An 11,826-nucleotide genomic window follows, 5' to 3' on the forward strand; every position below is an offset into this window, starting at 1 on the left:
GGCTCAGATCCTTTCGACGACGGGCAGGGCGGCGGGTGCGGGTGGCGGCTGCGCCGCCCACGGGTCCTGCAGCACGCCGAGGTCGGTCTCCAGCCGCGCGGCGGTCGCGAGCACCAGCGCGTCGGCGCCCACGGGACCGACCACCTGTACCCCGGCGGGCAGTCCCGCGGGGGTGAGACCCGCCGGGACCGAGACGGCCGGCTGGCCGGTCATGTTGAACGGGTAGGTGGCCGGGGACCAGGCGAGCCACAGCAGGTCGCGCGGGTCGGCGGCCCACCCGGGCGCGATGGCCCCGGCGTCGAACGGCTCGACCGGCACGGTGGCCATCGCCAGGACGTCGTAGCGGTCCATCACCGAGCGCAGCTTCGTGCGCAGCGCGTGGCGCACCTCCTCGGCGCGGATCACCGCGGTGCCGCTGAGGGTGCGGCCGTGGCGGACCACCTCCAGACGGCCGGGGTCGCACAGTTCCTCGTCCTCCGGTCCGGTGGAGGCCGCCTCGGCGACCGCGAGGATGTCGACCAGCGCCGGGTACAGCCCGGCGCAGCGGACCTCGATCCGCTCCACCCGGTGCCCGCGTCCCGCGAACGCCGCCAGCGCCCGTTCGGTGACCTCGCGGACGCCGGCGCTCGTCCGCTCGTACTCCACCCAGCCGACGCGCAGGCGGCGCGAGGAGCGCTCCGGTTCGAGGGAGCCGAGGGCGGAGTCCGGGTCGTGCGGGTGCGGTCCCGCCGCGACGGCGGCCAGCGCGGCGGCGTCCTCGACGCGGCGGGCCAGCGTGCCCTGGTGGGACAGCCGCTCGATGCTGCCGGGGACGTAGGGGATGCGGCCGTACGAGGGCTTGTAGCCGACGACGCCGCAGAACGCCGCGGGGATACGGACCGAGCCCGCGCCGTCCGTGCCGAGCGCCCCGTCGCACAGCCCCGTCGCCACCGCCGCGGCGGCGCCCCCGCTGGAGCCGCCCGCGGTGCGCCGGGGGTCGTACGGATTGCGTACGGGCGGGCCGACGCGGCCGACGGTGCTCGCGCTCCAGCCGTACTCCGACGTGGCGGTCTTGCCGACGACGACCGCACCGGCCGCGCGCAGCCGCGCCACGGCGGGCGTGTCCTCGGGCGGGCGGGTGTTGGGGAGCAGCGAGCCGCGGCCGGTGGGCAGGTCGCCGGTCTGCAGCAGGTCCTTCACGGACACCGTCACCCCGAGCAGGGGCCGCTCCAGCCAGGCGGCGGCGCCCCGCGCGCGGATCAGCGCGTCCGCCTCCCGCGCCGCGTGCAGCGCGCCCTCGCCTGCGACGGCGACGTACGCGCCGGTGGTGTCGGCGCGGATGGCCTCCAGCACGGTCCGTACGTGCCGCTCCGCGGTGAGTTCACCGGCGGCCAGCAGCTCCCTGAGCCGGGCGGGTCCCGGAGCGGACCCCGCGCTCTGCCCCGCCGTCACGAGCGGCCGTTCGCTCTGCCCGCGGCCCCGGCGGCCCCGGCGGTCTGCTCGGCGGCCGGAGCCCCCGCGATGACGGCCCGGTGCCAGCCGGCGTCGAAGGCCGTGACCTCCACCGGCTCCCCGGCGGCGGCCAGTTCCGCGGCGAGCCCGGTCACCCGGCCGACGAGCCCGGACACCCGGTGCGCGGCGAGCAGGTCCTGCTCGTCGAAGGGAGTGCCGTCGCAGCGCAGCAGCCGCAGGTCCACGAACCCGTTGAACCGGCGCCCGGCGACCTCCACGGCCTGCGGCGAACGGATGGAGAAGCGGACCTTGTTGGTGACGTGGCCGTGGTGGTGCTGGTCGGAGAAGAAGGCGATGTCGGGGATGGTGGGCGGCACGAAGTGGTCGCGGGCCAGGACTTCTCCGGTAGGCGGCAGGTTGCCAGCGATGAAGTGCCAGGAGTTGTACTGCATCCGCGAGGACATGGCCCACGCCGCGTCCGCCATCGCGGTGGCGGAGTCGCCGAAGTGCCGGCGCGCCTCCGGCACGGGCACCACGCAGCAGAAGTAACGGGTGATGTCCCAGCCGCAGATCTCCGCCCAGCTCTCCGCCCGCAGCCTCGCGACGAGCGCGGGCAGCGACCGCATGCCGCGGCTCATCGCGAAGTCCGTACGGAACACGTCGGCGCTCGCCGCGACGGTCTCGTACACCAGCGACTCCAGGCCGCTGCCGAACGCGCCGTGCGGCCGTGCCAGCCACTCCGGCGCCCCGGCGGCGGCGTCCGCCAGCGCCTCGAACGTGCCGCCGGCGAGCGGCAGCCGCTCGCTGAGGCGGGCGCAGATGTCCCGCTCGTGGCGGTGCGCCCGGGCCGCCGGCGGGGCGGCGACGCGTTCGGTCTTGTGCATGAGGGCGCCGTGGATCTCGCGGTAGAGCTGGACCCGGCCGGGGAACGCCTTGCGGACGGTGCCGAGCGTCGTGGCGAGCGTGTCGAGCGCGGCGACGTCCGGCGCCGCGGCACTCGGAATGGACGGGCCGCCGGGGGCGGCGGCGTAGCCGCTCCTGACCCGCTCCAGCATGGCCGCGACGTGGTCGAGGCTGAGCTGCGTGCCGTTGGCCTCCTCGACCCGGCCGGGCCCCGCCGAGCGGATGAGGAGGACGAGGCAGACCAGGAGCTGCACGTCGTGTGCCGACCAGAGGTCGAGCGGCAGGCCCCGGAGGCTGCTCAGCGCGCAGTCGGGGTGTCCGGGGAAGAGGGTCTTGCCGGTGATGTTGTTCTGGTCGCGGAAGTTCGTGTACTGCTTCTCCTCCTGGTAGAGGACGAACGGCGCCGTGCGCAGGGCCGCTTCCGTGGCCAGGCCGAGCAGTTCGTCGCGGCCCGCCTCGCCCTGCTCCGCGAGCCAGGCGCGGCAGTGCGCGACCTCGTCGGCGCGCCGGGCGGTGGCGGCGGCCAGCTCGCGCCGGTACGCGCGTACGGCCCGGCCGGACCACGGCACCCGCAGGGAGCCGCCGACCAGGTCCTGCTGGCGGAGCGGGGGCTGCGAGGGCGCCCGTACGGCCACCCGGCCGCTGCGGGCGAGCGCCAACTCGCCCGTGAAGACGGGCTCGTCGCCCTCCTCTTCATCCGCCGCGGCGTCGGCGGCCGGGTCCGCGGCGGGCTCGCCGGTACGCCAGGTGAGGCCCCACAGCGCCTTGAACGCGGCCTCCTCCACCGTGCCGAGCGCCCGCAACTGCACCTCGGCGGGCACGTGTCCGTCGAGGGTGAGCAGGACGCCGGCCGCGGCGCGCGGTCCCCCGGCCTGCCGCGCCCGTGCCCAGGCGCGCTCCAGCAGCCCGGTGAAGCCGGCGCCCGGCTCCCGTTCGCGGTCGGGCTTGGGCGTGGCGCCCGCCGGGCTGCCGAGGCGGCTGGGGCGGCGGCTGATGCGCTTGCGGGCGTTGGCGGCCCGGCGCGTCTCGCGCGACCCGTCGCGGGGTGCGGGGGCGGTCACGGGGCGCTCACCGGAGTGACCTCGACGTGGCTCCACATGGAGTCGTCCGTGGGCGCCCAGTCCTCGTCGACGTAGATGCAGTCGACCGGGCACTCCAGTACGCACACGGGGCAGCCGGAGCAGAGCTCCGGGACGATCACGACGTCGAGGCCGCGGTCGAAGATGGCGCCGAACTCCTCGGGGCAGCTCCGCAGGCAACTGTCGCAGGTGATGCACTCCGACGTCTCGATACGCCGCGGGGGCTTCTTCCAGTTGGCGGCGCGGGACCGCGTGGCGATCCGCTCGGTGCGCTCGGCGTTGGCGGCCGGTGCGTTGTCGTCGTTCACGGGTGGTCACCCTTCGAGTCAGCGGGGTGCGACCGCGGCGGGAGGCTCCGCAGTCCGGATGTCGCCGGCGGCACTGCCGGCCCGGGGGAATCTGAGAGTGGTACGGGGCACGCGGGGTGCCGCGGTGCCGATGCTCGCCGCACGGTCTCGACCACCCCATGAGCGCGGCTGGTGGTCCGCTGGACTCCGCGCCGGCGCCCCGGGCCCGGGGGGTGACGTACGAGGCCCGGGGCGTACGTGCGCGCGGCCGTCCCTCAGCCGTGCGCGCCCGCGCTGCCGGCCCGCGCCGGCTCCGCGGCGGAGCTGCCCGCGGCCCCGAACCAGCGCCGCAGCGACTCCGCGAGGTCGCCGCCGTCCGGCTCCGCCCAGGCGACGTACCCGTCGGGACGGACCAGGACGGAGCCGAGCTGCCGGCTCTCCGCCCAGGCGCCGGGCTGCCACGAGCCGCGGACGACGTCCACCCGGTCCCCCCACCCGGCGGCGGCCGCGGCGTGCCGGCCGGACGGCCCGGTGTCGACCAGCACGCCCCGGCCCGGGTGCAGGAGTTCCACGGCGGTGGTGCGGCTGCCGTCGGCCCGTTCCAGCTTCAGGTCGGGCCGCAGGCGGACGCCGAGCAGCGGGTGCCCGGTGGCGCCCACGTCGTAGTTCACCTCCAGGCCGCTGACCATGCCGGCGAGCGCGGTCGCCGCCGCGGGGATGGCCGCCAGCTCCCGCATCACCTGCCGGATCGGCTCCATCTCGGGTCCGGTGAGGTAGAGCTGCGACTGCGCCAGCGTGCTGCGCAGCAGTCGCTGCCCGACCGGGTGCCGCTCCGCGTGGTACGTGTCCAGCAGCCCCTCGGGCGCCCAGCCGAGGACCGTACCGGCCAGCTTCCAGCCCAGGTTGACGGCGTCCTGCACGCCCACGCTCAGCCCCTGCGCGCCCGCGGGGACGTGCACGTGGGTGGAGTCGCCGGAGAGCAGCACCCGGCCGCGCCGGTACTCGGCGGCCTGCCGGGTGGTGTTGGTGAAGGCGCTCACCCAGCGCACCTCGCCGTGGTGGACGGACTGCCCGGTCAGCCGCTCCCAGGAGTCGGCGACCTCCTGGAACGTCGCCTCGCCCGTGCTGTGGTCGTGCGGGGGCTGGCCGTCGGGGTGGATGATGATGCGGTCCACGCCGTCCTCCAGGCTGATGGCCATCACCATGCCGCCCTCGACGCGTTCGCCGATGGGCCGCGGCCGGATGTCGCAGCCCGCGATGTCCGCCACGAACATCCCCCGGGTGGCCTCGAGGCCGGGGAAGTCGATGCCGGCGAGCTTGCGGACGACGCTGCGCCCGCCGTCGCAGCCGACCAGGTACCGCGCGTGGGTCTCCGCCGGCCCCCCGGGCCCCTCGGTCGCCACCACGATGCCGTCCGCGGTCTCCCGGAAGCCGGTGACCTCGTGGCCGCGCTCGATCCGCCCGCCGAGGGAGCGCACCCACGCGTCGAGCATGTCCTCGATGCGGTACTGCGGCACGCCGCGGGTGCCGAAGTGGACGTCGTCGAGCGCGTGGAAGTCGATCCGTACGCCGCCGAAGTGGCCCTGGGTGCCGATCTCCACCTCGCCCAGCCGCTCCATCAGCCCGCGCTGGTCGAAGGTCTCGGCCGCCCGGCGGGTGAAGCCCACCCCGCGGGACTCGCCGCTGGGCTCGCCCAGCCGCTCGTACACGACGACGTCCACGCCCCACAGCCGCAGTTCGCCCGCGAGCATGAGCCCGACCGGCCCCGCGCCCGCGATCACCACTTCTGTCATTACTGCCTCCAAGCCGAGTTCCTGTGCAGGCCACTGCCTTTCACCGCCCAGAGCATGACTCCTGTACCGCTTCGTTCAAGTGGCGAATTGAGCAGTTGAACGCCCGCGGCGGCGGGTTAACGTGCGATCCCGGCAGGGGAACTCCCACGCGCGCCCGACAAGAAGAGGAGCCGTCCATGGCCGCACATGCCCGGCAGAAGCTCACGACTTTTCTGGCATTCAAAGAGGACGCGGAAGAGGCGGTGGAACTCTATACGTCGCTGTTCGACGATTCCGAGGTGGTACGGGTCATACGCGCCGGCGCCGAGGAAGCCGGCTGGAAAGAGGGCACGCTCCAGCACGCCGTATTCACGCTCGCGGGCCAGGCGTTCATGTGCATCAACATGCCCAGGCCGCCGGCCCGCGGGCACGACCACGCGCCCTGGGACTCGTACGCGTTCACGCCCGCCACGGCCGTGTACGTCCAGTGCGACTCCGCCGCCGAGTTCGACCGGGTCTTCGCGGCCCTCGCCGAGGGCGGCGAGGTGATCATGCCGATCGGGACGTACGGCTTCAGCGCCAGGTTCGCGTGGGTGAACGACCGGTTCGGGGTGTCGTGGCGCATCAACCTGTCCGAGTCCGCCCCGAACGGCCGCGCGTAGGGTGGCCCGGCCCATGACGACAGCGAGCGAGCGTCCCGACGGCGCCGGGCGGCCCGTCATCGGCATCACCGCGGCCACGTCGGACATCAAGGTGGCCGTCTTCGACATGCGGGCCACCTTCACCCCGCAGCAGTTCGTCGACCGCGTCGCGCGGGCCGGCGGCACGCCCGTGGTGCTGCCGCCGCTACCGGAGGCCGCGAGCGCGGTCGCGGGACTCGACGGCCTGCTGCTGCTCGCGGGCCCGGACGTGGAGCCCGCGCGCTACGGCGCCGAGCGGCACCCGGAGACCAAGTCGGTCGACCCGGTACGGGACGAGGCGGAGTTGGCGGTCATCGCCGAGGCGCTGCGCCTGGACGTGCCGTTCCTCGGCATCTGCCGCGCCCTGCAACTGCTCAACGTGCTCCGCGGCGGCACCCTCCACCAGCACCTTCCCGACCTGATCGGGCACACCGGGCACTCCCCCGGGCTGCGCGACTACGGGGACCAGCGGGTGTCGCTGGAGGGCGGCAGCCGGATCGCGAAGGTCTTCGGGTCGGACGCGGCCACGGTGCCCTGCCACCACCACCAGGTGGTCGACGTGCTGGGCAAGGGCCTGCGGGCGACGGCGTGGTCGGTGGCGGACGGGATCGTCGAGGCCGTGGAGGTGCCGGACCACCCCTTCGGGGTCACGGTGCAGTGGCACGCCGAGGAGAGCGACGACGACCGCCCGTTCCTCGCCCTCGTGGAGGCCGCCCGGCACCACCGCGGAACCCGCGGGGCCCGCGGCAGCGACGGGGCGGGCGCGGCGGGCTGAAGGACCGGGCGCCCGGCGGGCGCGGTCCGGGGGGGCACGGGGCCGGGCGGCAGCAGCCGTCCGGCCCCCGCGCACCACGGGGGTCGTGCGCGGAGGCCGGGACCGGATGGGGAAACCTGCGTCAGGCGCCCCACGCGCCTGCCACCTGGCGGGTGGCGACGTTCAGCCGGTTGAACAGGTTGGTCACACCGATCATCAGGACGAGCGCGGCGAGCCCCTTCTCGTCGTAGTGCTCCGCGACCTCGTCCCACAGCGCGTCCGGCACCGGGTCGCTGCGGTCGGCGAGCCGGGTGGCCGCCTCGGTCAGCGCCAGGGCGGCGCGCTCCGCGTCCGTGAAGTAGGGCGCCTCCCGCCAGGCGGCGACGGCGGCGAGCCGCTCGTCGGTCTCCCCGCTCTTGCGCGCGTTGCGGGAACCCGAATCCACGCAGGTGCTGCAGCCGTTGATCTGACTCGCCCGCAGATGGACGAGATCGAGGGTGGCCTTCGGCACACTGCCGCCGAATGCCGCCTTGAAAGCGTCCTGAATGGGCTGCATGGCGTCAGGAAGAATCACTGCGGGATTCTTGATACGCGATTCCATCGGAATTCTCCTCCTCCGAAGATGCCTGGGTTGCTGCCGGCCGGGACGTCCCACGTCCCGTACCCACAGCTATGACGTCCGGCGGCCTGGACATGTGACAGGAATGCCCGCATACCCGGCCGCCGGCCGCACCTGCCGCTACGCCCCCGCCTTGGCGGCGAGGAATTCCTCCCAGGTCCTGCGCCCGTCCTGGCCCTTGCCGTCCTGCACCAGGAGCTTGCCGGCCTTGATCTTGCCGAGCCCCGGCATCCAGAGCTGGAGCACCTTCTTGCGCCGGCTGTTGGCGTGCAGGTAGCGCTTGATCAGATCGGCGGCGCTGGTCACCTCGGGCCCGGCCATGTCGGGGACCCGCCCGGCCGGCTTCCCGAGCGCCAGCTCGACCAGCCGGGCGGCGACCTCGTCCGGGTCGATGGGCTGCACCAGGAAGCCGGCGGGCACCGGCACCACGGGGAACCGGGCGCCGGACTTGGCGCCCTTGAGGATCAGGTCGTAGAACTGCGTGGCGCGCATGATCGTCCACGGCAGCGCGGAGTCGGTGATCACGCGCTCGGAGTCCCGCTTGGACTTGAAGTAGCCGAACGTCACGTCGTCGACGCCGACGATGGAGACGTACAGCAGGTGCGGCGGCTCCGGGAGGGCGCCGGCGGCACGCACCAGGTTGGCGGTCGCCTTCTCGTCGCCCTTCTTGTCGCTGGCGCAGTGCATGACGATGCGTACGCCGTCGAGCGCCTCGGCGATGCCCTGGTCCTTCAGCAGGTCGCCCTGGACGTACTCGACGCCCGGGACCTTCGCCGCGCCCTCCTGGGCGCGCCGGCTGAGGACCCGCACGTCACGCCCGGCGTCCCGGAGTCGCCAGACCACCTGGCGGCCGAGTGTGCCCGTGCCGCCGGTGACCAGAATCGGCTCTGACATCTGTTGTCCTCACATCCGTGGGTGGTGGGGTGACGGACGGGGGAATCGGCTCCCGCGCCCGGAGGGGGTCTGTGGTCACACGCCGACGTCGGCCCTGGCGGGGCTGACCGGTTCGCCGGCCGGCCGCTCCGCCGCGGCTTCGAGGCGTCCCGGCCACCAGACGCGGGGGCCGATGTGGAGTGCCAGCGCGGGCACGAGGAGGCTGCGGACCAGGAAGGTGTCCAGCAGTACGCCGACCGCCACCAGCAGGCCCTGCTGGAGCGACGTCACCGTGGGGACCAGTGCCAGCACGCAGAACGTCGCGGCCAGCACGACGCCGGCGGAGGTGACGACCCCGCCGGTGACGGTGAGTCCGGCGAGGACGCCCTCGCGGTGCCCGCGGGCGCGCACCTCCTCGCGCACCCGGGTCATCAGGAAGATCGTGTAGTCGACGCCCAGCGCGACCAGGAACAGGAAGCCGAAGAGCAGCAGGCCCCGGTCGATGCGCGGGTATCCGAGCGCCTGGAAGAGCAGCGCGGCGGCGCCGACCGCGGCGGCGTACGAGAGCACCACGGACGCCAGCAGCACGAGCGGCGCGACCAGGGCCCGCAGCAGCAGCACGAGCATGACCAGCACCACGGCGAGGATCAGCGGGATGAGCAGCATCTCCTCGTCGGCCTGGGCATCGGCGGTGTCGAGCAGCACGGCGGTGCGGCCGCCGACGACCGCGTCCGCGGCCTCGCCGCCCGCGCCGTCGAGCGCGTCGCGCATCCGCTCGACCGTGTCCTTGGCGGCCGCGGTGTCCGGGGCGTCGCCGAGGACGGCGGTGACCCGGGTCCAGCCGCCCCGGGATCCGGCGGACTCGGCGGACTGCACGCCGGAGACGTCCTGCACGGCCCGCAGGGCGTCGCCCGCCCCGCCGTCCCGTACGTAGACCTCCGCGGGCGCGGACGAGCCGGCCGGGAAGTGCGCCGCCAGCAGCTCCTGGCCCTCGACGGAGTCGACGGTCTTCGTGAACTGCTCCTCCTGGGTCTGGCCGGTCTCCACGGTCATCGTCCCCAGGGCCAGCGCGGCGAGCGCGGCGGCGGCCACCGCCCACACCGCCCGGGGCCGGCGCCCGACGAGCCCGGCGACCCGGGTCCACACCCCGGCCCTGCCGGGCGCGGCGGCATCGGCGCCGGGCTCGTGGCGCGGCACGTAGGGCCAGAACGGCCAGCGGCCGAGGATCACGAGCAGGGCGGGCAGCATCGACGTCATGGCGAGGAAGACCACGACGACGCCGATGGCCACGACCGGGCCGAGGCCCTGGGTGGAGTTCATGCTGCCGAAGACGAGGCAGAGGGTGGCGATCCCGACGGTCGCGGCGGACGCGGCGATGGCGGGCAGGGAGCGGCGCACGGCGACGGCCATCGCCTCGTGCCGGTCCTCGTGCCGGTACAGCTCCTCGCGGTAGCGGGCGATGAGCAGCAGCGCGTAGTCGGTGCCCACGCCGACCGAGAGGATGAGCAGGATGTACGCGCTCTGCCCGTTGACCACGAGCCCCGCGTGCTCGGCGAGGACGTAGACGACGCCGCTGGCCACCTGGCTGGCGAGGAAGACGGCGGTCAGCGGGATCAGCCAGAGCACGGGGCTGCGGTAGGTGAGGAGCAGCAGGATCGTGACGACGGCCAGCGCGGCGCCGAGCAGCGCCCCGTCCATGCCGGCGTAGATCTCGTCGTAGTCGGCGATGTTGCCGGCCTCGCCGGCGATCCGGACGTCCAGCCCCTCGGCGGCGCCGTCCTCGGCCGTCGCCCGGGTCTGGTCCACGCCGTCGGTCAGCACCTTGTTGTCGCTCGGGTGCGTGCGCAGCGGCACGGTCAGGAAGGCGGCCTTGCCGTCCTCCGAGACCGCGGGCGCCGCCACCTCGCCCACGCCGGACTCGCCGGCGAGCGCGGCCCGGTCGGCGTCGATCTTGCCGAGGTCCGCGTCCGTCAGGCCGTCGCCGCGGGCGTAGACCACGACGGCCGAGCTGCTGTCCTTGTCCGCGAAGTGCTCCTCGGCCAGCTCCACGGCCTGCGTGGACTGGGCGCTGGAGGGCAGCCAGGTCGCGGGGTCGTTGTCCTGTACGTCGCCCAGCTTGCTCGCCAGCGAGCCGCCCACGCCGACGAGCAGCAGCCAGAGCAGGAGCACGGCCCATTTCGTCCGGCGGCCGGAGACCAGCCCCGCGTACCGGGCAGTCAGGCGGGAACGGGTGTTCAGGCCGGCGCGTTCACCGGGTGCCGCTTGGTGGGTTGCCATACACGCTCGCTCGGGTGTCGAGAGCCGATGCCGCGGCTCGTCCGGGGTGGAAGGAACGACGACGCGTCGTCGCCGCTCGGGTGGAAGGGATCGACCGCGGACGGCGGAGCCGGGCCCGGGCTCGCCGTCCGCCGCGGTCGTGGCAGGGGGTCGGTGTGCCCCGCTCCCGCCACGCCTGCTCTGGGGATCGTCACTGCTATGACGCACCGCACCGTGAAGATGTGACAGGTGCAGCGCGCACGCCCCGCGGGCGGCGCCCGGACGGAGGAGGCACATGGCGGAGCGGGAGTGGCTGGCGCGGCAGTTCGAGCGGAAGCGGCCGCGGCTGCACGCGGTGGCCCACCGCATGCTGGGCTCCGCGGGCGAGGCGGAGGACGCGGTCCAGGAGGCATGGATCCGGCTGCACCGCAGCGACCCGGACGCGGTGGAGAACCTCGACGGCTGGCTGACCACCGTGGTGGGCCGGGTCTGCCTCGACATGCTGCGCGCCCGCGCACGCCGCGAGGAGATGCTGGAGGAGCAGTTCCGCGCCCCGGCCGCGGCCGCGGACACCGAGGCCGCCGACCCGGAACAGGCCGCCGTCGTGGCCGACTCGGTGGGGCTCGCCCTGCTGGTGGTGCTCGACACGCTGGACCCGGTGGAGCGGCTGGTCTTCGTCCTGCACGACATGTTCGCCGTGCCCTTCGCCGACATCGCCCCGATCGTGGACCGCAGCCCGGCCGCGGCGAGGCAGTCGGCGAGCCGGGCCCGGCGCCGGGTGCAGGGCGCGGTGCCGCTGCCCGACCTGCGCAGGCAGCGCGAGATCGTGGACGCCTTCCTCGCCGCCTCCCGCGGCGGCGAGTTCGACCGCCTGCTGCACCTGCTCGCCCCCGAGGTGGTGATGAACGCCGACGGGGCGTCCGTGGCCCTCGGCGCCACCGCGGTCGTACGGGGCGCGCACGACGTCGCGAAGAGCTTCTCCGGCCGGGCGCTGCTCGCCCGCGCCGCGCTCGTCGACGGCGTGGCCGGCGCGGTGTGGGAGACGGGCGGGCGGCCCGCGGTGGTCTTCCGCTTCACCGTCGAGGACGACGTCATCACGGCGATGGACCTGGTGGCGGACCGGGAGCGACTGGACGCGCCCGACCTCGTGGTGGTCGCGGGCTGACCGGCCG

At 74.7% G+C, this 11,826-nt stretch carries 10 protein-coding genes; 3 read left to right on the top strand and 7 right to left on the bottom strand.

The features are described from left to right. Window positions 1-3: 3 nt before the first annotated feature. The 4 genes from ACFYVJ_RS11595 to ACFYVJ_RS11610 form a co-directional block, all read right to left on the bottom strand. Complete coding sequence (locus ACFYVJ_RS11595) at window positions 4-1,431, bottom strand: amidase (protein ID WP_388889263.1); 1,428 nt, start codon at window positions 1,429-1,431, stop codon at window positions 4-6. Continuing rightward, window positions 1,428-3,395, bottom strand: a complete 1,968-nt coding sequence (locus ACFYVJ_RS11600) for a hypothetical protein (RefSeq protein WP_388889266.1) — start codon at window positions 3,393-3,395, stop codon at window positions 1,428-1,430. The genes ACFYVJ_RS11595 and ACFYVJ_RS11600 overlap by 4 nt, the downstream gene beginning before the upstream one ends. Next, a complete protein-coding gene (locus ACFYVJ_RS11605; protein ID WP_388889268.1) occupies window positions 3,392-3,721 on the bottom strand; it encodes a 4Fe-4S dicluster-binding protein in 330 nt (109 codons plus the stop codon). Before ACFYVJ_RS11605 ends, ACFYVJ_RS11600 begins: the two co-directional genes overlap by 4 nt. Window positions 3,722-3,975: 254 nt before the next feature. Then, the gene (locus ACFYVJ_RS11610; protein WP_388889271.1) at window positions 3,976-5,493 is read right to left on the bottom strand and encodes an FAD-dependent monooxygenase; all 1,518 of its coding nucleotides are present in this window, start codon (window positions 5,491-5,493) and stop codon (window positions 3,976-3,978) included. A 176-nt stretch (window positions 5,494-5,669) separates the two neighbouring features. Here ACFYVJ_RS11610 and ACFYVJ_RS11615 point away from each other — a divergent pair, with 176 nt between their 5' ends. After that, on the top strand, window positions 5,670-6,134 hold the full coding sequence (locus tag ACFYVJ_RS11615; protein ID WP_388889273.1) for a VOC family protein: 465 nt from the start codon (window positions 5,670-5,672) through the stop codon (window positions 6,132-6,134). Window positions 6,135-6,147: 13 nt separating this feature from the next. After that, complete coding sequence (locus ACFYVJ_RS11620; RefSeq protein ID WP_388889276.1) at window positions 6,148-6,927, top strand: gamma-glutamyl-gamma-aminobutyrate hydrolase family protein; 780 nt, start codon at window positions 6,148-6,150, stop codon at window positions 6,925-6,927. 121 nt (window positions 6,928-7,048) lie between these two features. On the opposite strand, the gene ACFYVJ_RS11625 is transcribed toward ACFYVJ_RS11620, so the two are convergent. The 3 genes from ACFYVJ_RS11625 to ACFYVJ_RS11635 form a co-directional block, all read right to left on the bottom strand. Beyond that, the gene (locus ACFYVJ_RS11625; protein ID WP_388889279.1) at window positions 7,049-7,507 is read right to left on the bottom strand and encodes a carboxymuconolactone decarboxylase family protein; all 459 of its coding nucleotides are present in this window, start codon (window positions 7,505-7,507) and stop codon (window positions 7,049-7,051) included. Between the two features lie 138 nt (window positions 7,508-7,645). Continuing rightward, on the bottom strand, window positions 7,646-8,419 hold the full coding sequence (locus tag ACFYVJ_RS11630) for an SDR family oxidoreductase (RefSeq protein ID WP_388889282.1): 774 nt from the start codon (window positions 8,417-8,419) through the stop codon (window positions 7,646-7,648). A gap of 75 nt (window positions 8,420-8,494) precedes the next feature. Next, a complete protein-coding gene (locus ACFYVJ_RS11635; RefSeq protein ID WP_388889285.1) occupies window positions 8,495-10,675 on the bottom strand; it encodes an MMPL family transporter in 2,181 nt (726 codons plus the stop codon). A 274-nt stretch (window positions 10,676-10,949) separates the two neighbouring features. Here ACFYVJ_RS11635 and ACFYVJ_RS11640 point away from each other — a divergent pair, with 274 nt between their 5' ends. After that, on the top strand, window positions 10,950-11,819 hold the full coding sequence (locus tag ACFYVJ_RS11640) for a sigma-70 family RNA polymerase sigma factor (RefSeq protein WP_388889288.1): 870 nt from the start codon (window positions 10,950-10,952) through the stop codon (window positions 11,817-11,819). Window positions 11,820-11,826 lie beyond the last annotated feature (7 nt).

Origin of the sequence: Streptomyces sp. NPDC004134 (assembly GCF_042874195.1) — a bacterium.
In the GTDB taxonomy this organism is placed as follows: Bacteria; Actinomycetota; Actinomycetes; order Streptomycetales; family Streptomycetaceae; genus Streptomyces.

Coding starts and splice junctions, on each gene's coding strand:
- ACFYVJ_RS11610 (WP_388889271.1), bottom strand. CDS start 5,493: ATGACAGAAGTGGTGATCGCGGGCGCGGGGCCGGTCGGGCTCATGCTC.
- ACFYVJ_RS11615 (WP_388889273.1), top strand. CDS start 5,670: ATGGCCGCACATGCCCGGCAGAAGCTCACGACTTTTCTGGCATTCAAA.
- ACFYVJ_RS11620 (WP_388889276.1), top strand. CDS start 6,148: ATGACGACAGCGAGCGAGCGTCCCGACGGCGCCGGGCGGCCCGTCATC.
- ACFYVJ_RS11625 (WP_388889279.1), bottom strand. CDS start 7,507: ATGGAATCGCGTATCAAGAATCCCGCAGTGATTCTTCCTGACGCCATG.
- ACFYVJ_RS11630 (WP_388889282.1), bottom strand. CDS start 8,419: ATGTCAGAGCCGATTCTGGTCACCGGCGGCACGGGCACACTCGGCCGC.
- ACFYVJ_RS11635 (WP_388889285.1), bottom strand. CDS start 10,675: ATGGCAACCCACCAAGCGGCACCCGGTGAACGCGCCGGCCTGAACACC.
- ACFYVJ_RS11640 (WP_388889288.1), top strand. CDS start 10,950: ATGGCGGAGCGGGAGTGGCTGGCGCGGCAGTTCGAGCGGAAGCGGCCG.